Genomic DNA, 25563 nt, shown 5'->3' with positions numbered 1-25563 from the left:
GCATGAACCTCACGCCCCGCGAAAAAGACAAGCTCCTCATTGCCATGGCGGCGATAGTTGCCCGCCGGCGCCTCGAACGCGGCGTCAAGCTCAATCACCCCGAGGCGATCGCCCTCATCACCGACTTCGTGGTCGAGGGCGCGCGGGATGGCCGCTCGGTCGCCGAACTCATGGAAGCGGGCGCACATGTGCTGACGCGCGAGCAGGTCATGCCGGGTATCGCCGAGATGATCCACGACGTGCAGGTGGAAGCGACCTTTCCGGACGGAACCAAGCTGGTCACCGTGCACGAACCCATCCGATAAGCGCTTTGCTCTAGAGGCTGCCAAGGAACGACCATGAAGAAATATCTCGTCGCATTCGCCGCCGTGCCTGGCGCCATGCTCGGCGCAACGCCGGCCCTGGCCCATCTCAACCCGGCCGAACATGCCTCCTTCTCCACCGGCTTCCTGCATCCGCTTTCAGGCGCGGACCACGTGCTGGCGATGGTCGGCGTGGGCCTTTGGGCTGCCCTGCTCGGCGGGCGCGCGTTGTGGGCGGTCCCGACAACCTTCGTCATCGTCATGATGGCCGGCTTTGCCGCAGCCCTTGGCGGCATGCCCTTGCCCTTCATCGAGCCGGCGATATCAGCCTCGGTCGTGGTGCTCGGCCTGCTGGCCATGATGGCGTTCAAGGTGCCGACGCCCATCGGCATGGTCGTGGTGGGGTTCTTTGCCCTGTTCCATGGCTTCGCCCATGGCGGCGAGTTGGGCAATGCCAGCGCCACGTCCTTCCTGGTCGGCTTTGCCCTGGCGACGGCCTTGCTGCATGCGGCCGGCATCCTGCTCGGACCGGGGATCGCCCGTATCGCGGGTGACCGGGCCGGCAAGTTTGCCACGCAATTTGCCGGGGGAGTGACTGCCCTCGCCGGTCTCGCTTTGATCGTGGGAGGCTAGACCATGATCCCGGGCGAAGTCATGCCGATGGCTGGCGATATCGTGTTGAACGCCGGCGCGGAGGCGACCGTTCTCGTCGTCGCCAATTCAGGCGACCGGCCGATCCAGGTCGGCTCCCACTATCATTTCTTCGAAGTCAATGCGGCGCTCCTGTTCGACCGCGACGCGGCGCGCGGCATGCGGCTCGACATTCCCGCCGGCACGGCTGTTCGCTTCGAGCCCGGGCAGCAGCGGCAGGTGCGGCTGATCGCGATCGGCGGCAGGCGTCAGATCTTCGGCTTTCAAGGCAAGATCATGGGAGCGCTGTGATGGCCACTTCTCTTTCACGCGCCGCCTATGCGCAGATGTATGGGCCGACCGTCGGTGATCGCGTCAGGCTTGCCGATACCGAGCTTTTCATCGAGGTCGAGAAGGACTTCACCATTCCCGGCGAGGAGGTGAAATTCGGCGGCGGCAAGGTGATCCGGGACGGCATGGGCCAGAGCCAGGCGAGCCGCGCCGCGGGCGCGGTCGATACCGTCATCACCAATGCGCTGATCATCGATCATTGGGGCATCGTCAAGGCCGATGTCGGCCTGAGGGACGGCCTGATTACCGCGATCGGCAAGGCCGGCAATCCCGACATCCAGCCCGGCATCACCATCGTCATCGGCCCCGGCACGGAGATCATTGCCGGCGAGGGCAAGATCCTCACCGCGGGCGGCGTCGACGCCCATATCCATTTCATCTGCCCGCAGCAGATCGAGGAAGCCCTGATGTCGGGCGTCACCACCATGCTGGGCGGAGGCACGGGCCCCGCCCACGGCACGCTCGCCACCACCTGCACGCCTGGACCGTGGCACCTGGCCCGCATGATACGCTCTTTCGACGCCTTCCCGATCAATCTGGGGCTATCCGGCAAGGGCAATACCTCCCAGCCGGACGCCCTGGTCGAGATGATCGAAGGCGGTGCCTGCTCGCTCAAACTGCACGAGGACTGGGGTACGACACCGGCCACCATCGACAACTGCCTCAGCGTGGCCGACGAATACGACGTTCAGGTGATGATCCACACCGACACGCTCAACGAGAGCGGCTTCGTGGAGGACACGGTCGCCGCCTTCAAGGGGCGTACCATCCACGCCTTTCACACCGAAGGCGCCGGTGGCGGCCATGCGCCGGACATCATCAAGGTGTGCGGCCTGCCCAATGTGCTGCCGTCCTCGACCAACCCGACCCGGCCCTATACGAAGAACACCATCGCCGAACATCTGGACATGCTGATGGTCTGCCATCACCTGTCGCCGGCGATCGCAGAGGACATCGCCTTCGCCGAAAGCCGCATCCGCAAGGAAACCATCGCAGCGGAGGACATCCTTCACGACATCGGTGCCTTCTCCATCATTTCTTCCGACAGCCAGGCGATGGGCCGCGTCGGCGAGGTCCTGATCCGCACCTGGCAGACGGCGCATAAGATGAAGCTGCAACGCGGCCGCCTGCCCGCCGAGAGCGGCGACAACGACAATCTCAGGGTGCGCCGCTATATCGCCAAATACACCATCAACCCCGCCATCGCGCAGGGATTGTCGGCCTATGTCGGCTCCATCGAGATCGGCAAGCGCGCGGATCTCGTCTTGTGGAATCCGGCCTTCTTCGCGGTCAAGCCGGACATGGTACTGGTCGGCGGCACGATCGCCGCGGCCCCGATGGGCGATCCCAATGCCTCGATTCCGACGCCGCAGCCGATGCATTACCGCCCGATGTTCGGCAGTTTCGGTGGTGGGCCGGCGGCGTCTTCCTTGACATTCGTCAGCAAAGCCGCGCTCGCCAGCGGCCTGAGGGAGCGGCTCGGCGTCGCCAAGCCGATGGCGGCGGTGGAGAACACGCGCGGCGGCATTTCCAAGCGCTCCATGGTCCTGAACGATGCGCTGCCGCACATGGAAGTCGATCCCGAAACCTACGAAGTCCGCGCCGATGGCGAACTCCTGACCTGTCCGCCGGCGGCAGAATTGCCAATGGCCCAACGTTATTTCCTGTTTTGACCATGCTGCACGCCACTTCCCACTGCCATCACGACAGCCGGCTCCCCGTCGGCACCATCACGCTCGATCACAGGGGCCGTCATCTGCGCCGCAAGCGCCTCGTCACCGATCAGGGCGATATCGTCATGATCGACCTGCCCGAAGCGGTGCTGCTCGCCAGCGGCGATGCCCTGGTGCTGGAAGACGGACGTACCATCACCATCCTCGCCTCCCCGGAAGCGCTCTACGAGGTCAGGCCCGGCCGGCAATGCCCGCTCGCCCATCTCGCCTGGCATCTCGGCAACCGCCATCTCGCTGCCGAAATCGGCGCCGATGTCATCCTGATCGAACGCGATCGCGTGATCCGGGCCATGTTGGAGGGCCTCGGGGCCGAAGTCCGGGAGGTGGTCGCAGCCTTCCAGCCCGTGCACGGCGCCTACCATGCGCATGGGCACGGCCACCATCACAGCCATGGGCACGGTCATGAATGATAGGACGGCGCATCTCGTCCGGCTTTTGAGCTGGCTGTCGCCGGCCTTTCCCGTCGGCGCCTTCGCCTACAGCCACGGCCTGGAACGGGCTGTCCATGACGGGTTGATCGAGGATCGCTCCACGCTGGTCGATTGGCTGACAACAATCATCCAGGCCGGTTCCGGCTGGAACGATGCCGTCCTCTCGGCGCAGGCCTGGCGCTTGACCTCCCGCGGAGAGAGTTGCGCCGATATCGCGGAGCTCGCCGAGGCTATGGCCGGCACGCGCGAGCGCCATCGCGAAACCACACTGCAGGGCGAGGCTTTCGCGCAAGCCGTCGCGCACTGGACCGGGGAGCCCCCCGAACCGATGCCCTATGCCGTCGCCATCGGCCGGGTGGCCGCGCGCCATGGCATCGGGCTCGAAAACGCGCTGGCCGGCTTCCTTCACGCCTTTACCGCCAATCTGATCCAGGCTGCCATCCGGCTGGTCCCGCTCGGTCAGCGCGACGGGGTGCTGGCGCTCGCGGCCTTCGAGCCGGTCATCCTGGCCACCGCAAAGCGCGCCTCGCTTGCGATGCTCGATGACCTCGGTGCCTGCACCCTGATGTCCGACATCGTCTCGATGCGGCACGAAACCCAATATTCGAGGATCTTCCGCTCATGACTTCCAGCCCAGGCTCTCATGTCAGTCCAGGTCCCCATTCAAACCACGGCCCTTTGCGCGTGGGCATCGGCGGCCCGGTCGGCGCCGGCAAGACCACCCTGACCGAAATGCTGTGCAAGGCGATGCGCGAAAGCTATTCGGTCGCCGTAGTCACCAACGACATCTTCACCAAGGAAGACGAGCTCATCCTCAACCGGGTGCAGGCGCTTCCCCAGGACCGCATCATCGGGGTCGAGACTGGTGGTTGTCCCCACACCGCCATCCGCGAGGACGCTTCGATCAACCTGTCGGCGATCGCCGAAATGCGCCGGCGTTTTCCCGATCTCGACGTGGTCTTCATCGAATCCGGAGGCGACAATCTGGCTGCAACCTTTTCGCCGGACCTCGCCGATCTCACGCTCTACGTCATCGACGTCGCGGCGGGCGAGAAGATCCCGCGCAAAGGCGGCCCCGGCATCACCCGCTCCGATCTCCTGATCATCAACAAGATGGACCTCGCCCCCCATGTCGGCGCCGATCTCGACATCATGCGCGCCGATACCGAGAAGCAGCGCGGCAAGCGGCCCTTCGTGTTCACCGATATGCGCCGGCGCGTTGGGCTCGCCGACATCGTCGCCTTCATCGAACAGCAAGGCGGCCTGACGGCATAGGTCGCTCGACATGACAGATGCCGGTTGCAAGGCCGTGCCAGGCATCCGGCCGTTTCCTACCGCGTCCTTCAGCGCTCCAATCGGGTTGCCGGCCTTTTGCCAGCTGGCGACCCTTTCCAATCTCGGACGATATCGATCAAGGGCGCAACGGCCGGATTGCGGGATTCACCCGGAACCGAGAGAACGACCCTCAATGTCGGCGCAGCCGCGAGCGATCTCGGTATGACATCCACAGCCGCCTCGTCGCATATCGACGCCGGCACCAGAGCCACGCCCAATCGTGCCGCCACGAGCCGGACGATGGTGTGCTGCAACTGTGGTTCGTAGCGAAATCGCGGAACGATGCCAGCCTTCTCGAAGTAACCCGCGATGGCCTCGCGCAGCGTGGGCGCCACGGTTGCGGGCGCAGCGATCAAGTCCTCCGTTTCCAGATCGTGAGGAGTGATGCGGTCCCGCCCGGCCAAGGGATGCTCCCTCGGAACGATCAGGCACAGATGGTCCGTGATAACAGGCACGGTCCGCAACTGCGGAAATGGCCGGCCGGCAAAGGTAATGGCCGCGTCGAGTTCGCCGCCGAGAAGCCTGTGCTCGATATCGGCAGGCGTCGTCTCCAGGAGGACGATCCGAATGTCCGGTCTCAGCCCGGCGTAGCAACTGACGATCTGTGGCACGATGCGATGGGCGGCATGCATCATGAAGCCCAGGCGCAGCTCGCCCTTCTGGCCTTCCGCAACCAGCCTTGCATCGCGGCAGGCATCCTCGAACTGGGCCAGCACCATACGGGAATCCGCCAGAAATCTTTCCCCCGCCTGGGTCAGAGTGACGTGGCGCGAGTTTCGGTCGACCAACTGCACGCCGAGTTCGCGCTCCAGATTGGCGATCTGCCGGCTGAAAGGCGGCTGGGTCATATGCATTCGCGCAGCTGCCCGGCCGAAGTGAAGGGTCTCGGCGAGAGCCACGAAATACCGCATCTGCCGGGAATCCATCAATACCTCCAATGCATGGATAATAGCTTCGCATTGGATTGGATTATATCGATCGTCTCTTTTATGAAAGGCGACACCACAATCGGCGTGCCATGCTTTCCAATCTCCTCATCGTCCTGCCTGTCTTCGCGCTGATCCTCGCCGGCTGGCTTGCGCGGCGGTGCAATGCGCTTGGCCCGCATGCCACGCGCGAGGTGAACCGGCTCGTTGTCTATCTCGCGCTGCCTGCCCTGTTGTTCGACATCATGGCCAACGCAGACCCGGTCCAGATCTGGCAGCCCGGCTTCATTCTGGCTTTTGCCCTGGGCTGCGTGCTCATCTTCTCCGTTGCATTGTGGATCCGCCTGAGACAGGGCAGCCATCTGGCGGATGCGGCGATAGACGGCCTCAATGCCGGTTACGCCAATACCGGCTTCATGGGGTTCCCACTGGTCCTTGCCGTCATCGGCCAATCCGGTATGGCTCCAACCCTGGTCGCGACGATCGTGACTGTCTGCGCGCTGTTTGCCGTTGCCATCGTCCTGATCGAGGCCAGCCTTCAGGCCCAGGCGCGCCGAAGGGATATCGCGTGGAAGACGCTGCTCGCGCTGATCAAGAATCCATTGCTGGTCGCGCCGGCCCTGGGGGCGGTGGTGATGGTTGCGGGTTGGCCACTTCCTCAGACACTCGATCAATTTCTCAAATTGCTCGGCGGTGCCGCCTCGCCATGCGCACTCATTGCGCTCGGCCTTTTCCTGGCGGACAATGCCGGAAAAGGCGCCGAGGCCGGACGCAAGGTAGAGGCCTTGCTGATCGGGCTGAAGCTGGTGGCTCACCCCGTCGCAACCTGGGTGATTGCCGGGCCCATCCTCGGCCTGGAACCGGATGCGGTCCGCATCGCCGTCCTTATCGCAGCCCTTCCGACCGGCACGGGCCCCTTCATGCTGGCCGAATTCTATGGCCGCCAAGCCCTGGTCACTAGCCGTGTGGTGCTGGCAACGACGGCCTTGTCCATCGTGACGCTTTCTTTGTACCTTGCGGTATCAGGGTAAGCTAAGGCCGTATCGACACCGTCACTCGGCGAACCCGCGCGCCTGTCCACCGACAGCGCCCACTCTCCCTTGACCGGAGCTCGCCAATCAGCGCTTGGCCTCTGGCGGGCTTCCCATGGACGACAATAGCGCCTGCCAGCGGCGCAGGCAGGAAACACGGTCAAATCCGCTCTCGATCAAGGCACGCGCATTGCGCCCCTTCTGCACCAAAAGCTCAGGCCGATGGCGCCATTCGCGGACGACTTTCGCAAAACCCGCGCTGTCGCCGGGCGTGATGACGGCACCACAATCGAACCGGTGGATCAGGTCGGAAATTTCGCCGTCCGGCGCCATGACTGCAATCATGGGCTTTCCGGCTGCAGCGATGCCGTAGAACTTGCTCGGCACGATCAGACCTTCCAGGCGTGGATTGAGCGATAGCCAGTGAATATCCGGCACCGTCAGGGACTGTGGCAATGTGCCGGCGTCCTGATAGGGCAGAAATCGAAACATCCGGTCCAGCCCTTGGTCGGCAACGGCCCGCTTGAGATAAGAGGTGAGATAGCCATCCCCGATGAACAGGAACGCGATCCCGGGCTCGTCTCGAAGCAGGCGCGCGGCGCCGATCAGGGTATCGACCTCATGCGCCCGGCCGAGATTGCCCGAATAGCCGATCACGAACTTGTCCTGTAGGCCCCAGTCACGGCGTAAGCGGTTGGGCTCAGGGCCAGCCGGCACGATGTGCTGGTCATCGCACCAGTTGCAAATCGCCGTGACCCTGGCGGTCGGTACGCCGAATCCGGCGATCATCGCCTTCATCCTTTCGCCAACCGCTACATTCACGGCCGCACGGCGAAGACTGACGTTGCGCAGCCAGCGCAGGATGCCCCCCAAGACCCCCTGGCCGGCCTTCACGCCAAGCTCTGCTGCGACTTCCGGATACACGTCTTGCAGCCAGTTGATCTGCCGGAGGCGCTTCACCGCAATGATGGGCAGCAGCGAAACGCTCAGCAGCGGCGGATCGGTCTTGACCACAACGATATCGCCAGCCCGTGCGCGTCGCAAAAGCTCCCAGGCCAGAGTCGCGTGAACAGCCATGGCAAGGGCAGCCCGTCTGAGGAGCGATGAGCCCGCTTCCACCACCGGACCGACACGATAGATTGAAACACCGGGCAATGCCGCATCCGGATCCAGCCTGCGGGCGGGTTCGTCATAGCGGCCAGCACCGGTAAGGGCGGTCACGTCCCAACCCTGCTCGGCAAGGAAGGCCGCCAGATCGGAGGCGATTTGGCTGGTCGCGGACGTATCGGGATGGAAATAGCGATTGACCAGGAAAACGCGGCGCTGTTTCAAAGCCATGCTGGATCGCTGCCGTCCCGGTCAGCGTCGATAGTTCGGAGGAGAGTGCTGCTCCGCCAGGCCCCGAGCCGGGGCCTTTCTGCCCCTGCGTGCGGCCATGGCGCGACTGAGCGCGGCAATTCCCCTCCTTTCGCCGCCGAACACGAACATCATGGTCATGACGGCGATTTTCAGATCCAGCCCGAGGGATGCGTTGTCGATGTAATATTCATCGAGTGCGTCCTTCTCCTCGCTGGTCACGAGATTGCCGCCATTGACTTGCGCCCAGCCACTGATGCCTGGCCGTACGGCCAGGCGGAGCCCGGGATTGGCAGGTTGGTCTGCCGGCAGAAGGGGGCGCGGGCCGATCAAGGACATCTCGCCGGCGAGGACGTTCAACAATTGCGGGATCTCGTCGAGGCGCATCTTGCGGATGAGCCGACCGATCGGCGAGAGACGCTCGGCCCCGGGAACCACGTGCCCCTTGGCATCATAGGGGGCGTGATAGGTGCGGAACTTGTAGATGAAGAAATGCCTACCGCTACGCCCTACCCGCTGCTGCCAGAAATGCAGGGGACGCCCGACGTCGAAAAGCACGAGAGCTGCAACCAGCAGCCAGACAGGGGCCAGCAGTACCATGAGTATAACCGAAGCCACGATATCGATGACGCGCTTCACACCGAAATAGCGTGGCAATCCGGCCGCAGGGTCCGCCGCCGCCTCGCGAGCCACGACCGTCGGCAATGCCTGTGCCCGCCGCGCGGAAGCCTTGGGCATGAGTTCGAGCGCCTGTGCGACGCTCTTGAGCGCAATGCCTCGACGATCACATTCATCCGTGATGAAGCGAAGGCTGGCCGTGTCCAGTTGCTCGGGTTCCATGGACAGCCACACGGCCTCGATGGTCACGCCATGCAGCGCATATTCGTCGACGATCCGCCCGAGATCACCGACCCGCCCGGCCACGTGCACGCCATTGAGCGACCTTCCCGTCGCCGACGGCCCCTCGTCGAGAACCGACATGATTTGCGTGGTGACAGGCGATTGGCTCTCGATGAGCTTGATCACGAGCCACGCGAACTGGTCCGTGCCGACAAGGATGACCTTGCGAAGATCGGTGATATTGCGCTTGGCGCTGACCCTGGCCCGCTCATGAGAGACAAGCCTCGAGAAGGCCCGCCCCCCTGCCAGGCCTGCGCCGAGAACGAGCGAGTAGATGATAGGGGTCGACCGTGGTATGCCATCGAGCCGCGTGAGCATGAAAAGAAGCAAGGCACTGGCGCTGATCGTCAACGCGATCACCGCGCAGATCGCATAGAGATCGGGGACCGAAAAGGTATTCTGGATTGCATCCCCGGCGCGAAAGATGAGCAGGGCCGGGATTGCGAATGCGATCGTAACGAAAACGAAAAGATAGGGCCCCGGTAGGTCGAACGGCATATTCGGCCAGGCGAGAAGGTCGACATCTCGCAATGCCAGAGTCAATAACGGCGCTGCAATCACCCACAATACGTCGAAAAGCGATAGACGTATTTTACGCGGACTATATGACGTCGGGATTCGGGACCGCATTCAACGCTCCTTACAGGTCCAGAATAGATATGGCCACAACAACGTCAAGCGGCCAACCCAGAAACACAGCCGACAGTTGCGGGGTGATCGCGAAGAAACGTCGCGGTTCCCAAGCTACGGTCCTGAGCCATGATCCTGGACAATCGGCTCCGCTGCTCCTCATGGCGTGGCACTCAGGAAGCGTCGCCCGGCTTCTTCCAACACGACTGCGGTGAGGCGGGAAGTAGCAAAGGCGCCGGTATCGACATTGATCCGATTGGCGTGCGTTTCCGGCTGGGAGACGGGTGAATGGCCGTGCACCACGATCTTGCCGAAGCTGCCCTCGAACTTCAAAAACTCGTCCCGGATCCATAGGAGGTCTCCGCCTGCCTGGCGATCAAGGGCAACATGTGGCTTCACGCCGGCATGGCAGAAGAAATAATCCCCGCATGCATGGCTTAGAACGGTGTCTTGCAGGAATCGCCGATGGGCGGGGGGCAGTTTTCGTTCAAATTGTTCGCGTGCCTGGCGGTAGCCGCGTCCGCGCAAGGCCTCACTGACGTCGACCCCATAGGAGTGCAGCGTTTCCAAGCCACCGAGGCCACGCCAGCTATCGAGAACCGAGGGATCATCGAGAAAGGACAACAGCAAATCCTCGTGATTGCCACGCAAGGCCTTGATGGGGACGCCGAACCGGCACGAGGACAAGTGCTCGATCACACCGGCAGATTCAGGGCCTCTGTCGACATAATCTCCCAGAAAAATCACGAGAGGTTCGGTGATACCGCCCTCGAGGTCAGCCAAAATCCGTTGGTCCATCCGCAACAGCAGATCCCGGCGGCCGTGAATGTCGCCAACGGCGTAAATTCTCGTTCCAGGCGGGATAGTCGACACACCTTCCCCCTCTGGCAACGCCATCATCAACATTACGAGTTATAACCAAACAGCGTTAAGATTACCCTTGATGCTTGAGCTATCAACACCCTTCTTCATCAGCCAGATGAATTTGTTCATTAACGAAACGAAATAATGCACGAGGAAAACCGGAGAAATTATTGGACAAAAAAACACACTTACGCCTATCGTTACGGCGTCTACGTATCCGATCTCAGGCGCGAGGGGTTGTGGGTGTCGCGTATGGGTATTCAATCGAGGCAGTGTTCGGCGCTCGTCCTGGTTTTCTGCCTACTGCTTGCATCATGCGCGAACGACACCGTTGGCGTCGCTTCGAAAGCCGACCAGGAAGCCCTTATCCAGAAAACGGCGGTCGCAGCTCCGAATATCCAGGCCGGCGACAAGATCAGGGTCACTGTCTTCGGCGAGGACCGTCTTACGGGGGAATACCAGGTCGATCCAGCTGGCTTCGTGTCCCTGCCACTCGCCGGTACCGTGAAGGCAGCGGGCCTGAGCAAGCAGCAGATGGAAAAGACGCTCGCCACCAAATTCAGCGGCGAGTATCTGCGCGACCCGAAGGTCACCGTGGACCTGGCCAGCTTCAGGCCCTTTTACATTCTGGGGGAAGTCAACAAACCCGGGGAGTACGATTACAAGAGCGGCCTGAATATCATGAGCGCCCTGGCTGTAGCCGGCGGAACCACCTACAGGGCAAGTACGTCCACCATCGACATTCAGCATGTGGGTGAAAGCGGATTCAAGAAATACCCGATTTCGTCGAACATTCCCGTTCTGCCGGGCGATCTCATCCGCGTTCCCATGCGCTACTTCTAGAGTAAAACGCTTTAGTAACAGCCAGGAGTACCCATGCTGCGTAAAACGTCACTGGTTTTCCTGGCATCGGTGACGACGCTCATTCCGGGCTTCGGCCTGCGACCTGCATTGGCGCTCGACGCCACGCCCAGCCAGACCACGATCGAGACACTGGGTATCACCGCCAGCCCCAGCTTTGTCGAGGGACTGCCCTTTGGCGGCTGGCTGGTTTATCCATCCCTGTTCCTCGGCACGGTATACAACGACAATATCGACGGTCAGGCACGGCACCGCCAGTCATCCCTGGGGTTGCAGATCCAGCCACGCCTGGACGCGGCCTGGGAAGACGGAATTCATCGCCTCGCCGTCTATGCCAATGGTGATTTCCAGCTCTACCCGTCGCATCAGGATAGCAGTCGCATCACTGCCAAGGTCGGAGGGGCGTGGACCTATTCGCCCTTGCCGGATCTGACCATCCGGCTGCACGGCGATTTCACCCGCGCCAACGGCATGTTCGTCCCAGGTTTCTGGTCATCGCCCTATCAGACCTGGCAACGGCCGGGCGCCGTGCTCACCGATTCCTCGATTTTCACCAACACCTATGAGGCCGGCGCCTCGATCGAAAAGAAGGTGACCGATCAGACCTCCTTGCGCCTGTCCGGCGGCGTCATCTACGCCAGCTTCGATCGCCCCGATGACAGGGTCGAGGCAAAGAGCGGATTCCCCAAGCCGTTCAATGGAACGGACTATTATGTGGCGCTTCGCGCCACCACCATGCTGACCCCGCAGATCTATGCCTTCATCGAAGGTGGCGCCGATTTCCATCGATATGACAAGAACGTCAAGGGCGACTCCGTCTACCACGTGACCACAGGCCTCGGCTCGGAGCTGATCCGGCTCGTGCGCGGCGAAGTCTATGTCGGTTATCAGACCCGCAGCGGATCGCGCCGCATCTCAGGCTCGTCGAACCAGCCTGCATTCGGCGGAAGGATCACATATTACCCCACGCAATACATCACTATTGCCGCCTCTGCCGATCAGTCGCTCTCCTTTTCGCAAACCCCCGTTCTGCTTCCCTCAGGCAATGGCAGCGTCTCTCAGGCCATGCAATCGGCGTCAGGCCGGACATTCCAGTCTCGCATTCAGGCCGACTACGCGCTGTCACAACTGTGGTCGGCCTATGTCCAGGCCGGCTATGGCCAAACACGATACAATGCAATATCCAATCTCACTCAAACTCAGGTCTGGTCGGCTGGCGCAGGATTTCGTTACGACCTATGGCGCAATATGGCCCTTACGCTCGAATACCAGTTCAATCATTCCAATTCGAAATACAGGCAAGCGGCCCTTTTCAATTCCACCAGCTCGTTCAACCAGAATGTCGTCTCGGTCGGATTGACGTACCATTACTAGAGATCAGCGCGTTCAAATGGGAACGCGCTATGCTGCAGCTCTTTGTTTGGACGCATCCTTGCGATTCTTGCCAATGCCGGCAGATCGCAAAACGCCTTAGGGAGCCATCAACCATGCTGGCGAGGCTCACGCTGCCAATTCTTGCCTGCTTGTGGCACGTCGCTGCTGCACAGGCCCAGGCCACCAATGCTCCGACCTGCGTCTCGGAAGCGGATCCACTCGGTTGCGAGCAGGCGCGGGAAGACCTTTCGCCGGAGATGCTCAGGCTGCTTTCGGTCCATCCCCATGGTGGGCAGGCCCTGGAAGAAACGTCCTACCGAATGGCCGTTGCACAGCCTGAGCAGGCCTTCGCACTAGTCACTCTGGCTAATCGCTCCAATCCCGAGCAAATGAATGCGATCGCTCGCGGCCTGCTGCGCGCCTTCGACGAACTGGCCGAATCCAGTCCGCAGTGCCGGACAGGATGTATGGACAGGCTCCAAAAGATCATGATGCTGCGTGGCCTCGATCCCAGGTCGCCAATTGCCGCGGTGCGGCGGGACTGCGTTCGGGAAAAGACCGGCATCAAACCCTATTCGCTGACCTGCGGCACGCCCATCAGGGCCGCAATGCAATGCGCCGACCGGACTCTCACCTCCCTGCTGACGGCGCTGGCGCGCCAGCGATTCGCGACACTCGCCACGGCCTCGGGCAGCCCGAGGGGCTGCTTTGCGCCTGTCTATCAAAGCCCCCACAACGCCGCTGGCTGGACCTCGTCGGTTCCCCCCAACCTGCCGATAAGTCGAAATTGATGGTTGCCAGCCCCGTTCTTTTCCGCGAGCCTGAGGCCATGTTGTTCAGCAACGACGCGTTTGCCAATCCTGGAGCCGGCATCGAAGGGGCGCAGGCCCCGAACGCTCTCTCGTGCCGAACGCAATCATGAGCGGGCCCCTATCCGGCCTGCTCCGGGCCAATGCAGGCGGGCAGCGCTGGTATGTCGCACAGACACGCGTCCGCTCGGAGGAAACCGCGCGCTTCAATCTGGAAGCGCAGGGCTTCGAGGTTTTCCTGCCGCGCACGCAGCGCACCGTCATGCATGCACGCAAGCGCCGGACCGTCCTCCACGCTCTCTTTCCCGGCTATCTGTTCGTACGCCTCGATCTGGAGCGCGAACGCTGGCGCTCGATCAACGGCACCATCGGGGTGGTGCAGGTGGTGATGGGTTCCAGCCTGCCGCTCGCCGTGCCCGATGGCGTGGTCGAAACGATCCTGACCTATGTCGATGCCGACGGCATCGCGCGGCTCGATCGTGATCTTTCGCAGGGGCAAACGGTTCGCGTGAAGCTGGGTCCCTTTACCGAAAGCATCGGCCCCTTGATGCGCCTCGATCCCAATGAACGCGCCCGCGTGCTGTTGGAAATCATGGGCCGGGCCGTGGAAATCAATCTGCCACGGCGAGCGCTGGAGGCGGTTTGAAGTTAAAGCGTTTTGCAATTTGGCGGTATCGCCAAGAATCGCAAAAACGCTCTAGCCAATCCGTTGGATTGGCTTGGAAACATGGAGTTGGCGTAAAGCCGCGTTTCAGCATGAGCGCGCTTTGCTCCAGCCGGCGCAAGCCGGCCTTCAGATGTCGGACAGAGGGTGAGACAGGTCGTTTCACCCTAACGGCGGTAGCATGGCAAAACGGGAAGTCGAGATCGGGGCTGGCGAAGGTGGCGAACGGCACGCTTGTGGATGAGCGCCCGGCATCCCTTGCCGGGGCAAGGACGGCGGCGGGCGTGATCGAGAGCCTTCTCCTCGTGGCGCTCATCCTCGGCCTTGCCTGGGCTCCGGCCTGGCTCGGCAGCAACAGGCCGATAGCTTGGGGCGTGAACGGCATCCTGTTCCCGGGGCTGGTCATCGCCTACGAACTCAGCCGGGTCGTCCTGGGCCGGCCCCATGCGGTGGCTGCACGCTATCTCTTGGTCCCGATAGGCCTTTTCATTGGTGTCGTCGCCTGGATTCTCCTGCAGATTTCACCGGGGATGCCGCCCTCCTTGGTTCACCCCATCTGGCCGTTGGCTGCCCAGGCGCTCGGCGAACCCCTCCCCGGCACGATCAGTGTCGATCCCGGTGCGAGCGCACTCGGGCTCCTCCGCCTGATCACCGACGCCAGCGTGTTCTGGCTGGCGCTCCAGCTCTGCCGCTCGGCCTCCCGGGCACGTCTGCTGCTCTATGCGATCATGACCATCATCGCCGTCTATGCAGCGTTGGGACTCTATCTCGCGGTTTTCGAGGCTTCGAAAATTCCCTATCTCGACGGTTCCGCCCCCGGCCTGGTGCGATCGACCTTCATCAACCGCAACAGCCTGGCGGCCTATGCCGGCATCGGCGTCATCATCGCTTTGACCCTATGGCTCAGGGCCTTGAGAGCCGGGGCGGCACCGGCGGTCGGCCTCGATCTCCGCCGCTCAGGCCGTTTCCTCCCGCCGATGGCTCAACTCCATTGGGTAGAGATCGGCGCGGGATTGGTCGCTCTGAGCGCCCTGATGGCAAGCGGTTCGCGTGGAGGCGTCATCGCCACCGCCACCGCTATCGCGTGCATATTGGTTTTGTCGTTCCCCCGATCGGGCAGATCCATCGTCGAGCGGATTTCGGTGCTCCTTCTGCCGCTGCTGGCTTTAGGTGGTGCGGTCGCCTTGCTGGGCGACACCGTTTTCGGGCGTATCGCCGCCTCCGGCCTCACAGATACGAAGCGGGCGGCCGTCAACGACATCATGGTCCGCTCCCTTCAGGATGCTCCGTTCTCGGGCTTCGGCTACGGCACTTTTACCGACATTTTCCCCGTCTATCGCGATCAGTCGATCTCGACGACCGGCGTGTGGGACAAAGCTCACAACACTTATCTTGAGGTTTTGCAGGGCCTTGGCCTTGCATTCGGAACCATGATGATAACTCTGGTCGCCTGGCTCGTTGGCGTTTGTGCCGTCGGCGTGTTTCGCCGACGGCGGCACCGGGCTCCGCTAATCTGCGCCGCCGGTGCCGGTGTGCTCCTGGGCGTGCATGCGCTCGTCGATTTCAGCCTGCAGATCCAGGCGATCTCGTTGACCTTCATGGCCTTGCTGGGAGCCGGCGTGTCGCAATGGGCCAGCTCCAACGCGAATCTGTCGGACTAGAGGCTGTCATGAACTGCAGATGGATCCCTGACGACGATCGGGGCTGCGGAGCGAAAGCAAGGAACGGCGCCAGATGTTGAACCGTCTCGACACGAGGTTGCGCGGATTGGACGACAGCGAAACCCAGGGCAGCGGATTCGATGTCCGCGATACCGTCAACTTCGTCTGGCGCCAATGGGCCTTCATCCTTGCCTGGACCATCCTGGCTGCACTGTTGGGGGCGATCTATGTCGCCAGGCAAACACCGCTCTACACCGCCACCACCCAATTGCTGCTGGACCCCCGCAAGGAAAAGGCCGCTGGTCCGGACTCCATCTACACCGACACCGCTCTCGATCTGTCCGTGGTCGAGAGCGAGATCGCCGTAATGCGCTCCACTGTCCTGCTCAAGCGCGTGGTGCTCAAGGAAGGCCTGCTCGGCGGCGGCACTCCCGCCCAGCCGTCCCAGGACAATGCCGGTTCCTCCCCATCGGCAGCATCGGCTCCTGCAGGCGGGTCAGACGACGACATGTCTCCGGACATGGTCGCCGCGGTGGAAGGCCTCAAGAATGCGGTATTGATCTCCAGGGCCGGTCAGGCCTATGTGATCAACGTCTCCTACACCTCCGACAGCCCGGCCAAGGCCATGAAACTGGCCAATGCGATTGCCGATGCCTATGTCGTCGATAAGCTCGACGCCCGCTTCGAGGCGGCCAAGCGCGCCTCGAACTGGCTGAACGATCGGCTGGTGGAGCTACGCCAGCAATTGCGCCTCTCAGAGGAAGCGGTGGCGAGGTTCCGGGCCGACAACAATCTCGCGCAAGCCGTCCCCGGTGCGACGCTCAATCAGGAGCAGCTCACCCAATTGAACGGCCGGCTGGTATCGGCGCGCGCCGACACGGCCGAAAAGAAGTCGCATCTTGATCTGCTGACCAAGATCCAGGCCGAACGCGGCAAGCTCGACGCCTTGCCCGAGGCGGCCAATTCAGGCGTGCTGGCCGATCTTCGGCGGCAGGAAAACGACCTGTCCCGCCAGGAGGCGGATCTCCTGGCGCGCTATACGGGCGCCCATCCCCAGGTCGTCAACGTCCGTGCCCAATTGTCCGATGTGCGCCGCAGCATCGCCAATACACTGCGCCAGATCGCCAGCGATGTCAGGAACAACTACAATCTCGCTCTGGCCCGGCAGGACGCGGCCGAGCAAGCCTTGAAGGAGGCGTCCGGGCAATCCGACCTCGACGCATCCAAGACGATCACCCTGCGCGAGCTCGAGCGGACCGCCGCCGTCAACAAGAGCCTGTTCGAGGATTTCCTGCAACGCGCGCGCCTGACCCAGGAACAGTCGACCTTCGAAGCCCGCGACGCGCGGATCATCACGCCCGCCGTGGCGCCCGGCATCCCCTCTTCCCCGAAGCGCACCCAGATCATCCTGACCTCGCTCATCCTCGGGCTCATCGTTGGCATTGGGGCGGCCTATCTGAAAGAGGCGCTGAACGCCGGCTTCACCACGCCGCGCGAGATCGAAACCCTTCTCGAAATGCCGCTGCTGGCTTCGATATCCCGCTTCACGCCCCGTACCAAGGACGAGAGCGGCCGCATCCTCAGCCTGCCCGAATATCCCTTGCGAATGCCGTTGGCGCGCAGTTCGGAGGCCATACGCTCCCTGCGCAGCGCCGTGCAGATGAGCGATGTCGACCATCCTCCCAAGGTGGTGCAGGTGACGTCGACCCTGCCGGGCGAAGGCAAGACGACGATCGCCCTGATGATGGCGACCTCGGCGGCCCAGTCGGGCCAGAACGTGCTCTTCATCGATTGCGACCTGCGCCACCCCTCGGCTTCCTCGCAATTGAGGACAGACAAGGGCCCCGGCCTGATCGAGTGCCTGCTGGGCGAGATCGAGCTCGAGCAGGCGCTCTTCTACAGCGAAAAGCTTCGGATCTGGGCGCTTTCAGCGGGTGGCGAGAGCAAGAACCAGCCTGATCTTCTGGCCTCCGAACGCATGAAGGCGCTGATGGCAAAGGTGCGCAGCCGGTTCGATGTGGTGATCGTGGATACGCCACCAATGGGACCGGTGATCGACCCGGTGATCGTGTCCAATCTCGTCGACAAGGTGATCTATATCGTGCGCTGGGCCTCGACGGCCCGCGAAATGGTGCAGCAATCACTGCGCCAGATCGCCGGCCAGAAGAAAGTCGCCGGCATCGTGTTCAATCACATCATGGACGACAAGGCCAAGAAGTATGGCCGCTTTGCCTATGGCTACTATTATGGCAGCCGCTACTACCGGAAATATTACGAGAAATGAGCAGTCGGATAGCGCGGATAGGCACGGCGGTCCTTTGCATCGCTGTGGCCGGCCTTGCGGTCTGGCGCTCGGTCCCGGTCCTCGGTTTTGCGCTCGCCGAGCGCCTGGCCGAGGAAAGCAGCGACACAGCCGCCCTCCAAAGCTTTGCGACAACGCTGGAAACTGAGGCCCTTGCCGAGGCCGCCATGCAATCCGCCATCCCTCAGAGCCCGCCCGTCGACAGCATCAAGGCTGCCACCCGTCTGCTGACCCGCCAGCCTCTGTCGAGCAGCGCCTGGCTCGATCTGGCCACGGCCCGGCTCGCCGGCGGCGAAGGCATGGCAGAGGTCGCGCAGGCCCTGCGCTTGTCGGCGCTGATGGGGCCGAATGAATCGGTCTTGATGGCGAGCCGCGCTCTCTTCGCCCTGCCGCTATGGACCGCTCTTCCCGACGACCTCCGCCGCCGCGTGGCGCAGGATATCGCCGGCGGCTGGGACCGCTTCGAGACTTCCGACAAGCTCGTCATGCGCCTGACCCTTTCGGCAAGCCTCGCCACGCGCACCCAGCTCACCGCACTGCTGCGCCAGGCAGACGGCATGAACCAGGCAAGGCTCGACGATCTCGGCCTCGGCCCGTCCGCACCTGCCCAGCCAGAAGGTTCGGTTCCGTGATGCATGCTGTCCGGAACACCAGCGAATGGCTCCCTGCCTGATGTGCGGCGTCGCGGGCATCTTCGCCTATCACTATGCGGCCAACGCCATCAGCTGCACGGAACTGAGTGCGATGAGCCGTCACATGGCCCGGCGTGGCCCGGATGCCAGCGGCGAATGGTTCGATCCGGCAGAACGCCTCGGCCTGGTCCATCGCCGCCTGGCCATCATCGATCTCGCAGACCGCGCCTCGCAACCGATGACGAGCGCCGATGGCCGCCATGTCATCGTTTTCAACGGCGAAATCTACAATCACCTCGCCTTGCGCGAAGCTCTGCAGAAGGAAGGTGCAGAATTCAAAACCCAATCCGACACCGAGGTGCTGCTGCATCTCTACGCCCGCTGCGGCGAGGCGATGGTTGCGCGGCTGCGCGGCATGTTCGCTTTCGCCATCTACGATACGAGCGCCCGCTCGCTGTTTCTGGCGCGCGATCCCTATGGCATCAAGCCGCTCTATTACAGCGATGACGGCTGGGTCTTCCGCTTCGCCAGCCAGGTCAAGACATTGATTGCCGGAGGCGGCGTCTCTCGCGACCGCGACCCCGCCGGGGATGTCGGCTTCTACCTGCTCGGTAGCGTGCCCGAACCCTATACCTGCTTTCGCGAGGTTCGGGCCCTGCCGGCAGGATCGACCATGCTGGTCGACCGCGCCGGCGCACAGGTGCCGCAAACCTACCACCGGGTGGCGTCCGTCTATGACGCCGCAGAGCACAATCCGGGGCAAAGGCACGATAATCCCGCAGCCTTTGCCGATATTGCCCTGGATTCGGTAAGGCACCATCTGGCCGGGGATGTCGAGGTTGGCGCCTTTCTTTCGGCCGGTGTCGATTCCGCCGCCCTTGTCGGCCTCATGCGCGATGCCGGTGCCCGGCAAATCAAAACCATTACAATCGGATTTGAGGAATTCGCCAACACGTCGGCAGACGAAACCTCCCATGCCGCCGAGATCGCGCGCTTCTACGGCACCCACCATGTCACGCGGATGGTCTCCAGAAGCGAGTTCGAAGCCGATCTGCAGCCTTTCTTCGACGCCATGGACCAGCCGAGCATCGATGGCCTCAACACCTGGTTTGCCGCCAAGACGGCCCGCGAGCTCGGCCTCAAGGCGGTGCTGTCGGGCCTGGGCGGCGACGAGCTCCTGGGCGGCTACCCCTCCTTCCGGGACATCCCGCGATGGGTAAGCGCCTTGCGGGTGCCTTCATGCATCCCGCTTCTCGGCAAGGGCCTGCGCCGCCTCGGCAAACCGCTTGTCGAGCGGCTGCGCCTTCATCCCAAACTCGCCGGCCTGCCCGAATATGGGGGGTCCTATGCTGGTGCCTATCTGCTCAAGCGCGGGCTTTACCTGCCATGGGAGCTCGGCGAGGTCCTCGATCGCGACACCATCGAGGAAGGCCTGCGCCGCCTCGGCCCCTTGAAGCTGATCAAGGCCCAGTTGCAGGGACGATCAAAGCGCCCCTTCGCCCGCATCGCGACGCTGGAGTCGAGCCTTTATCTGCGCAACCAATTGCTCCGCGATGCCGATTGGGCCGGCATGGCGCACTCGGTTGAGATCAGAACACCCCTGGTCGACAGCGAAGTGCTCAAGCGTTCGGCCCAGCTCGATTTGCGGGGCATTGCCGGCAAGACGGCGCTTGCCCGGGCTCCGGCGCAGCCCTTGCCGCAAGCCGTGCTTGACCGCCCCAAGACCGGGTTTGCCCTGCCGATCGCTGAGTGGATGCAGGCTTCCCCTTTTGGTTCACTGCCCGCCCGGCGCAAGCCACCCCGGCACGGCTGGGCACGAGACTGGAGCCGCATTGTCCACCGCCAGTTCCCATGACGTGGCGCCGCGGCGATTGAAGGTGCTGGCTCTGTTGACCGATGGCTGGGGCATGGCGGGCGGCATTGCCCGCTACAACCGGGATTTTCTTACCGCTTTGGCTGCAAGCGCCACAGTCGGGGATGTCGTCGTCCTGCCCCGGTCGGCCGGTACCTCGACGGATCTGCCCGCCCCTATCGTCCAGCTCGCATCACGGACGGGCCGGATGGACTATAGTCTGACGGCCTTCAAGCAGGCGCTTTCACAACGGTATGATCTGATCTTCTGCGGCCACCTCTTCATGGCGCCGCTGGCGGCGGCTCTCTCCAGGCTGGCACGCATACCGCTCTGGCTGCAGCTGCACGGCATCGAGAGCTGGGCCAGGCCGAACCTCGCCATCCGCCAGGCCACACGACAGGCCCGATTGATCACGGCAGTCAGCCGGGCGACGCGCAGACGCGCCTTGGCATGGTGCGACATCGAACCCGAACGCCTGCATGTTCTACCGAATACGGTCGAAGAGCGCTTTTCGCCTGGTACGCCGCCTGCCGATCTCATCGATCGGCTGGGCACGCGGGGGCGCAAGGTGATCCTCACCGTGGGCCGCCTGTCCTCGCAGGAACGCTACAAGGGCCACGACCGCGTCATCGAGGCCTTGCCTCGGATCAGCCGCCGCTATCCGGACATACTCTACCTCATCGCCGGCGATGGGGACGATCACGACCGCCTCGCCGGGATCGGGCGACGGCTGGGGGTATCAAACCTGATCCGCTTCACCGGGCCGGTCCCCCATGACCAACTGCCGGATATCTACCGCCTGGCAGACGTCTTTGCCATGCCGAGCACGGGAGAGGGGTTCGGCATCGTCTTCCTGGAGGCCGCCGCCACGGGACTGCCCATCATCGCGACCAACCAAGATGGTAGCTGCGATGCCCTGGCGGACGGAAAACTCGGCACCCTCATTGACCCTGACGCTCCCCAGGCTCTCGCCGAGGCGATCATTGCCTGTCTCGATAGAGACCGGCCCGACCCGGAGCGCCCCAGCCGCTTTGCCTTCTCCCAGTTCGCCGCACAGGTTGACCATCTTGTTTCAAGCCGATTCTGATCCGATGCGGGCCGACCCGCTTCCACCGGAACTGCCGCAGGTGGTCACGATCATCGGTCCGGATCGGTTGTGGAGCCTCACCGACCTGCGCGAGCTTTGGCGCTACCGCGAACTCGTCTGGGTGTTGACGCAACGCGACGTCAAGGTTCGCTACAAGCAGACCGTGCTGGGCTTTGCCTGGGCAATCATCCAGCCCGTTTTGCTGATGGTGGTTTTTTCCGTGCTGTTCGGGCGTCTCGCCCAGATCCCCGCCGACGGTTCGCCCTACCCGATCTTCGTCTATGCAGGCCTGCTGCCCTGGATCTTCTTCTCCAACACCGTGTCGGCGGCGGCCGGCTCGCTGATTGGCTCCATCAATCTGGTCGGCAAGGTCTATTTCCCGCGGCTGATCATTCCATTGGCCTCCGCGGGCGTCGGCCTAGTCGATTTCGTGATCGCGACCGTGATATTGCTGGCGATGATGCTGATCTATGGGGTGGGCTGGAGTGCGAACCTGCTGGCGGCTCCCCTCCTGATCGCCGGCACCATCCTTTGCGCCCTGGGTGTCGGCATCGGGCTCTCGGCTCTGACGGTTACCTATCGTGACTTTCGCTTCGTCGTACCCTTCCTGCTCCAGTTCTGGATGTTCGTCACCCCGGTGGTCTATCCGGCAAGCCTGGTGCCCGAGCCCTGGCGCTGGCTGTTGTTTCTCAACCCGATGGCGGGCCTGGTGGAGGGTTTCCGCTCGGTGTTTCTGGGACATCCCTTCGACTGGCCATCCATCGGCTTGTCCCTGATGCTGTCGCTGGGGCTGGTTGCCCTGGGTGTGTGGTATTTCGAACGCGTGGAGCGACGTTTTGCGGACATCCTCTGACAACGGCCGGGCTTTTCCCTAGACCATGACCGCACCCAGCATCCGCGCCATGGGCGTGAGCAAGGAATATGCCCGTGGCGGCTACAATCCCTCGCTGCGCACCTTTCGCGAAGCGCTGGTCGGCGCGGTAACCAGGCCCTTTGGCAGCCCGGGAAGGCCCGCCGTCGAGCAGGACCGTTTCCTCGCCTTGTCCGACGTCACCTTCGACGTGCAGCCCGGAGAGGTCGTGGGGATCATCGGGCGAAACGGCGCCGGAAAATCGACGCTCTTGAAGATCCTGTCGCGCATCACCGCGCCGACGCGAGGACGCGTCGAAATTCGCGGGCGCATCGCCAGCCTTCTGGAGGTGGGAACCGGCTTTCATCCCGAGCTGACCGGCCGGGAGAATATTCGCCTGAATGGCGCCATCATCGGCATGACAGGGGCCGAGATCGCCCGAAAATTCGACACGATCGTCGCCTTTTCCGGGGTCGAGAAATTCATCGACACGCCGATCAAGCACTATTCGAGCGGCATGTATATGCGTCTCGCCTTTGCCGTCGCCGCCCATCTGGAACCGGAAATCCTGGTCGTGGACGAGGTTCTCGCGGTTGGTGATGCCGAGTTCCAGAAAAAGAGCCTGGGCAAGATGAACGAAATCGCCGGCCGGGGCCAGACCGTCCTGCTGGTCAGCCATAATCTCAGTGCGGTCGGGGCTCTGTGCCAGAATGCCATCCTTCTCGATGGAGGACGCATCCTGCATCAGGGACCGGCTGCCGAAACCATCGCCCATTACGCCTCCTTGTTCCGCAGCGATGACGGCACGGTCACCGAGGACAGGCCCCCGCCGGGACCCCATATCGCCAGCGTCACGCTCGCCACCAGCCAGATCGCCTATGGAGACCGGCTCGTTCTCACCTGCGTCCTCCAATCTCCCGATCGGCGGCGGGCAGCGATCGAAATCGAGATTCACGACGAGTTGGGGCGCAAGCTCATCTATTCGTCGACGGCGCCGATGCATGGCCAGGAATTCGATCTCCAGCCTGGCGCCAATCGCATTTCCCTGGCGATCGGCCCGCTGCCGCTGGCACGGGGCAGCTATGAGATCCATCTGTGGCTGATCAAGCCGCGGGTCGAGGAATTCCATCGCCTGTCCCTGCCCGTGCGTTTCGACGTCGTGCAGTCCGACCCGGGAGGGGTGGGGTTCGATTTCCAGCAGTCCTATGACCGTGGCTGCCTGACCGTGCCGATCGCGATCGAAAGGCCGGAATGGTCGTGACATCATCCCTGCCCTGGCGGGCGAGGCTCTTGCGGTTTTACGCTCGTATGCCGGACCACCCGTTGAAGCTGCGGATCTACGACTGGCTGCGCTCCAGCCGTCCGTTCCGGTTTGTCACGGCACGCTTTACCTATGGCACCTTCAAGCTGGACCTGATCGACTACGTGCAGCACGCCATGTTCCAGGAGGGCAGCTACGAGCCGGCGAGTTTTGCGCTGTTCCAGTCCCTCATCGAAACCGATGCGACGATCGTCGATGTCGGTGCCAATGTCGGCCAGTACAGCCTGGCTGCCGCCCGTCTGACCGGTCCAGGCGGGCGTGTCGTCGCCATCGAACCTCATCCCGGCCTTTGCGCCCGGCTTCTCGACAATATCCGCCTGACCGGGGCCGAGGATCGTGTCCTGCCGGTGACGTCGCCGCTCTCGAGATCTTCCGACTTCATCGAATTCGGTCTTCCCGAAGCCGGCGCGCTCGGTACTACACGCCCGAGGAAGCCGGGTGAGGCGCGCGGCTTCCTGGCCATGGCCGTGACGATTGGTGACCTCGCCGGTCGGCTGGGGATCGAAAACATCGCCGTCATGAAAGTCGACATCGAAGGCCATGACCTTGCCGTCATCGACGACATGTTCCGTCACTCCACACTCAGGCCACGCCACATCCTGTTCGAACATCTGCCATCCCATTTCCGCTATGGGATCCCGGACGCAGACCTGCCCGCTTATTTCTCCGGCTTCGGCTATGAAGTGCTGACGGTCGACGGAAAGACCTATTCTCCGGGGCAGCCGCTGCCGGAAGACAATCTCTGGGCTCGGCGCATAGCCAAGGGAGACGGGCGCCCATGACTGCGGCCGTCTCGGTGATAGTGCCGACCTTCCGTCGCCTTGAAAGGCTGCCCGACCTGCTCACGAGGCTGGCGACCATCGACCACGCCGCCGATCTCGACATCGTGATCGTCGACCAGACCCCCGGCGCGGATCTTTCGGCCCTGGAGCGCTTTTCGGAGCATTTCGCCTCCTTGCGCTGCATGAGACTCGCTGAGGCCAATGTCGCCCTGGCCCGCAACACCGGTGCGGAAGCCGCGTCTTGCGACATCCTTCTCTTCATGGACGACGACATGGCCCTCGACAGGTTCTTCATTCCCCATCTGCTCTCGCTGGTGGGGCGGATGCCACGGACCGTGTTGGGCGCGGTCTGGCCGCATCAGGTAGCGATAGACCGGGCAGATGGCTTGCCCTCGACCGGGCAGGATGACGAAGCCCTGACTTTCCTGCCCACCGGTGCCCTCGCCATCAGCCGGTGGGATTTCCTGGCTGCAGGCGGCTTCGATGCCAGGCTCGAGCGCTATTTCGAGGATGCCGAGTTCTCGCACCGCCTCAAGCAGCTCGGATTGCGCCTGATCCGCCATCCCGACCTCAAAGCGGAACATCATGATCACCAGGAGAACGGGACCTGGTATTCCCGCTCCATGATGGAGGCGGCCCCGCGCCTGATGCAGCAAACCGCCTATTTCCGCCGCAAGACCGGACGAAGCTGGGCAAAAGTGCTCCTCGCCCTCCTGCGTGTGGTCGCCAGCGAGACGCGCCGGCCCGGCTATCTGCGTGGCGGCACGCAGCTGACGAGGGCCGCGGCTCTGGGCGTCTCGCTTCCGGCAGCGCTGATCTACGCGGCGCGCTCCCCCCTGCTTGCCCATGCGCCATCCTCCGGCGGAAAAGCGGGCTGAC

Annotated in this window: 25 protein-coding genes; 21 read left to right on the top strand and 4 right to left on the bottom strand. The window is 63.0% G+C overall.

What is annotated here, in order from left to right:
* Positions 1-2 precede the first annotated feature (2 nt).
* The 7 genes from ACZYTC_RS24295 to ureG are packed head-to-tail and all read left to right on the top strand — an operon-like array spanning position 3 to position 4722.
* Complete coding sequence (locus ACZYTC_RS24295) at positions 3-305, top strand: urease subunit gamma (RefSeq protein ID WP_434961026.1); 303 nt, start codon at positions 3-5, stop codon at positions 303-305.
* A 33-nt stretch (positions 306-338) separates the two neighbouring features.
* A complete protein-coding gene (locus tag ACZYTC_RS24290) occupies positions 339-935 on the top strand; it encodes a HupE/UreJ family protein (RefSeq protein ID WP_488990751.1) in 597 nt (198 codons plus the stop codon).
* 3 nt (positions 936-938) lie between these two features.
* Positions 939-1244, top strand: coding sequence for an urease subunit beta (locus tag ACZYTC_RS24285; protein ID WP_441773626.1), 306 nt, complete (start codon positions 939-941; stop codon positions 1242-1244).
* Positions 1244-2956 carry an urease subunit alpha gene (gene ureC / locus ACZYTC_RS24280; RefSeq protein WP_488990750.1) on the top strand — a complete coding sequence of 571 codons (1713 nt, stop codon included), beginning with the start codon at positions 1244-1246 and terminating at the stop codon, positions 2954-2956. The genes ACZYTC_RS24285 and ureC overlap by 1 nt, the downstream gene beginning before the upstream one ends.
* A gap of 2 nt (positions 2957-2958) precedes the next feature.
* On the top strand, positions 2959-3426 hold the full coding sequence (locus ACZYTC_RS24275) for an urease accessory protein UreE (protein WP_441773624.1): 468 nt from the start codon (positions 2959-2961) through the stop codon (positions 3424-3426).
* Positions 3383-4072 (top strand): urease accessory protein UreF, encoded by a 690-nt coding sequence (locus ACZYTC_RS24270; RefSeq protein WP_488990922.1) that lies wholly within the window; start codon positions 3383-3385, stop codon positions 4070-4072. The genes ACZYTC_RS24275 and ACZYTC_RS24270 overlap by 44 nt, the downstream gene beginning before the upstream one ends.
* Positions 4069-4722: an urease accessory protein UreG gene (gene ureG, locus ACZYTC_RS24265; protein ID WP_434961031.1), complete on the top strand. Its 654-nt coding sequence runs from the start codon at positions 4069-4071 to the stop codon at positions 4720-4722. Before ACZYTC_RS24270 ends, ureG begins: the two co-directional genes overlap by 4 nt.
* Before the next feature lie 68 nt (positions 4723-4790).
* On the opposite strand, the gene ACZYTC_RS24260 is transcribed toward ureG, so the two are convergent.
* Complete coding sequence (locus tag ACZYTC_RS24260) at positions 4791-5708, bottom strand: LysR family transcriptional regulator (RefSeq protein WP_488990749.1); 918 nt, start codon at positions 5706-5708, stop codon at positions 4791-4793.
* A gap of 92 nt (positions 5709-5800) precedes the next feature.
* On the opposite strand from ACZYTC_RS24260, the gene ACZYTC_RS24255 reads away from it, so the two are divergent.
* On the top strand, positions 5801-6739 hold the full coding sequence (locus ACZYTC_RS24255) for an AEC family transporter (protein WP_488990748.1): 939 nt from the start codon (positions 5801-5803) through the stop codon (positions 6737-6739).
* A gap of 87 nt (positions 6740-6826) precedes the next feature.
* Here the strand turns inward: ACZYTC_RS24255 and ACZYTC_RS24250 are convergent, their stop codons facing one another.
* The 3 genes from ACZYTC_RS24250 to ACZYTC_RS24240 all read right to left on the bottom strand — a co-directional run bounded on the left by ACZYTC_RS24250 (position 6827) and on the right by ACZYTC_RS24240 (position 10531).
* The gene (locus ACZYTC_RS24250; RefSeq protein ID WP_488990747.1) at positions 6827-8077 is read right to left on the bottom strand and encodes a glycosyltransferase family 4 protein; all 1251 of its coding nucleotides are present in this window, start codon (positions 8075-8077) and stop codon (positions 6827-6829) included.
* Positions 8078-8098: 21 nt separating this feature from the next.
* Positions 8099-9538: a sugar transferase gene (locus ACZYTC_RS24245; RefSeq protein WP_434961035.1), complete on the bottom strand. Its 1440-nt coding sequence runs from the start codon at positions 9536-9538 to the stop codon at positions 8099-8101.
* A gap of 246 nt (positions 9539-9784) precedes the next feature.
* Entirely contained in the window at positions 9785-10531 is a 747-nt protein-coding gene (locus ACZYTC_RS24240; RefSeq protein WP_434961036.1) for a metallophosphoesterase family protein, read from the bottom strand.
* Between the two features lie 102 nt (positions 10532-10633).
* On the opposite strand from ACZYTC_RS24240, the gene ACZYTC_RS24235 reads away from it, so the two are divergent.
* From ACZYTC_RS24235 to ACZYTC_RS24175, 13 genes are all read left to right on the top strand, one after another.
* Positions 10634-11332 (top strand): polysaccharide biosynthesis/export family protein, encoded by a 699-nt coding sequence (locus tag ACZYTC_RS24235; protein ID WP_441773618.1) that lies wholly within the window; start codon positions 10634-10636, stop codon positions 11330-11332.
* A 33-nt stretch (positions 11333-11365) separates the two neighbouring features.
* Positions 11366-12724, top strand: a complete 1359-nt coding sequence (locus ACZYTC_RS24230) for an outer membrane beta-barrel protein (protein WP_488990746.1) — start codon at positions 11366-11368, stop codon at positions 12722-12724.
* Between the two features lie 29 nt (positions 12725-12753).
* The gene (locus ACZYTC_RS24225) at positions 12754-13515 is read left to right on the top strand and encodes a hypothetical protein (RefSeq protein ID WP_488990745.1); all 762 of its coding nucleotides are present in this window, start codon (positions 12754-12756) and stop codon (positions 13513-13515) included.
* Positions 13516-13642: 127 nt separating this feature from the next.
* Positions 13643-14179 carry a transcription termination/antitermination protein NusG gene (nusG, locus tag ACZYTC_RS24220; protein ID WP_434961040.1) on the top strand — a complete coding sequence of 179 codons (537 nt, stop codon included), beginning with the start codon at positions 13643-13645 and terminating at the stop codon, positions 14177-14179.
* A gap of 236 nt (positions 14180-14415) precedes the next feature.
* Positions 14416-15858, top strand: coding sequence for an O-antigen ligase family protein (locus tag ACZYTC_RS24215; RefSeq protein ID WP_488990744.1), 1443 nt, complete (start codon positions 14416-14418; stop codon positions 15856-15858).
* Between the two features lie 73 nt (positions 15859-15931).
* Positions 15932-18142, top strand: coding sequence for a GumC family protein (locus ACZYTC_RS24210; RefSeq protein WP_488990743.1), 2211 nt, complete (start codon positions 15932-15934; stop codon positions 18140-18142).
* The gene (locus ACZYTC_RS24205) at positions 18139-18792 is read left to right on the top strand and encodes a hypothetical protein (protein ID WP_488990742.1); all 654 of its coding nucleotides are present in this window, start codon (positions 18139-18141) and stop codon (positions 18790-18792) included. The genes ACZYTC_RS24210 and ACZYTC_RS24205 overlap by 4 nt, the downstream gene beginning before the upstream one ends.
* Before the next feature lie 25 nt (positions 18793-18817).
* A complete protein-coding gene (asnB, locus tag ACZYTC_RS24200) occupies positions 18818-20647 on the top strand; it encodes an asparagine synthase (glutamine-hydrolyzing) (protein WP_488990741.1) in 1830 nt (609 codons plus the stop codon).
* The gene (locus ACZYTC_RS24195) at positions 20625-21731 is read left to right on the top strand and encodes a glycosyltransferase family 4 protein (protein ID WP_434961045.1); all 1107 of its coding nucleotides are present in this window, start codon (positions 20625-20627) and stop codon (positions 21729-21731) included. Before asnB ends, ACZYTC_RS24195 begins: the two co-directional genes overlap by 23 nt.
* Positions 21732-21735: 4 nt before the next feature.
* On the top strand, positions 21736-22584 hold the full coding sequence (locus ACZYTC_RS24190; protein WP_434961046.1) for an ABC transporter permease: 849 nt from the start codon (positions 21736-21738) through the stop codon (positions 22582-22584).
* Between the two features lie 25 nt (positions 22585-22609).
* Complete coding sequence (locus tag ACZYTC_RS24185; RefSeq protein ID WP_488990740.1) at positions 22610-23842, top strand: ABC transporter ATP-binding protein; 1233 nt, start codon at positions 22610-22612, stop codon at positions 23840-23842.
* A gap of 62 nt (positions 23843-23904) precedes the next feature.
* Entirely contained in the window at positions 23905-24684 is a 780-nt protein-coding gene (locus ACZYTC_RS24180; protein WP_488990739.1) for an FkbM family methyltransferase, read from the top strand.
* Complete coding sequence (locus ACZYTC_RS24175) at positions 24681-25562, top strand: glycosyltransferase family 2 protein (RefSeq protein ID WP_488990738.1); 882 nt, start codon at positions 24681-24683, stop codon at positions 25560-25562. The genes ACZYTC_RS24180 and ACZYTC_RS24175 overlap by 4 nt, the downstream gene beginning before the upstream one ends.
* The last annotated feature ends 1 nt before the right edge of the window (position 25563 follow it).

The sequence above is a fragment of the Labrys sp. F242 genome (genome assembly GCF_057813875.1).
The sequence above is the reverse complement of the archived record's forward strand: the minus strand, read 5'-3'. Positions and strand labels throughout refer to the sequence as shown.

Coding starts and splice junctions, on each gene's coding strand:
- ACZYTC_RS24175 (WP_488990738.1), top strand. CDS start 24,681: ATGACTGCGGCCGTCTCGGTGATAGTGCCGACCTTCCGTCGCCTTGAA.
- ACZYTC_RS24250 (WP_488990747.1), bottom strand. CDS start 8,077: ATGGCTTTGAAACAGCGCCGCGTTTTCCTGGTCAATCGCTATTTCCAT.
- ACZYTC_RS24275 (WP_441773624.1), top strand. CDS start 2,959: ATGCTGCACGCCACTTCCCACTGCCATCACGACAGCCGGCTCCCCGTC.
- ACZYTC_RS24185 (WP_488990740.1), top strand. CDS start 22,610: ATGACCGCACCCAGCATCCGCGCCATGGGCGTGAGCAAGGAATATGCC.
- ACZYTC_RS24230 (WP_488990746.1), top strand. CDS start 11,366: ATGCTGCGTAAAACGTCACTGGTTTTCCTGGCATCGGTGACGACGCTC.
- ureG (WP_434961031.1), top strand. CDS start 4,069: ATGACTTCCAGCCCAGGCTCTCATGTCAGTCCAGGTCCCCATTCAAAC.
- ureC (WP_488990750.1), top strand. CDS start 1,244: ATGGCCACTTCTCTTTCACGCGCCGCCTATGCGCAGATGTATGGGCCG.
- ACZYTC_RS24270 (WP_488990922.1), top strand. CDS start 3,383: ATGGGCACGGCCACCATCACAGCCATGGGCACGGTCATGAATGATAGG.
- ACZYTC_RS24225 (WP_488990745.1), top strand. CDS start 12,754: ATGCTGCAGCTCTTTGTTTGGACGCATCCTTGCGATTCTTGCCAATGC.
- ACZYTC_RS24190 (WP_434961046.1), top strand. CDS start 21,736: ATGCGGGCCGACCCGCTTCCACCGGAACTGCCGCAGGTGGTCACGATC.
- ACZYTC_RS24255 (WP_488990748.1), top strand. CDS start 5,801: ATGCTTTCCAATCTCCTCATCGTCCTGCCTGTCTTCGCGCTGATCCTC.
- ACZYTC_RS24240 (WP_434961036.1), bottom strand. CDS start 10,531: ATGTTGATGATGGCGTTGCCAGAGGGGGAAGGTGTGTCGACTATCCCG.
- ACZYTC_RS24260 (WP_488990749.1), bottom strand. CDS start 5,708: ATGGATTCCCGGCAGATGCGGTATTTCGTGGCTCTCGCCGAGACCCTT.
- nusG (WP_434961040.1), top strand. CDS start 13,643: ATGAGCGGGCCCCTATCCGGCCTGCTCCGGGCCAATGCAGGCGGGCAG.
- ACZYTC_RS24290 (WP_488990751.1), top strand. CDS start 339: ATGAAGAAATATCTCGTCGCATTCGCCGCCGTGCCTGGCGCCATGCTC.
- asnB (WP_488990741.1), top strand. CDS start 18,818: ATGGCTCCCTGCCTGATGTGCGGCGTCGCGGGCATCTTCGCCTATCAC.
- ACZYTC_RS24235 (WP_441773618.1), top strand. CDS start 10,634: ATGCACGAGGAAAACCGGAGAAATTATTGGACAAAAAAACACACTTAC.
- ACZYTC_RS24205 (WP_488990742.1), top strand. CDS start 18,139: ATGAGCAGTCGGATAGCGCGGATAGGCACGGCGGTCCTTTGCATCGCT.
- ACZYTC_RS24210 (WP_488990743.1), top strand. CDS start 15,932: ATGTTGAACCGTCTCGACACGAGGTTGCGCGGATTGGACGACAGCGAA.
- ACZYTC_RS24295 (WP_434961026.1), top strand. CDS start 3: ATGAACCTCACGCCCCGCGAAAAAGACAAGCTCCTCATTGCCATGGCG.
- ACZYTC_RS24285 (WP_441773626.1), top strand. CDS start 939: ATGATCCCGGGCGAAGTCATGCCGATGGCTGGCGATATCGTGTTGAAC.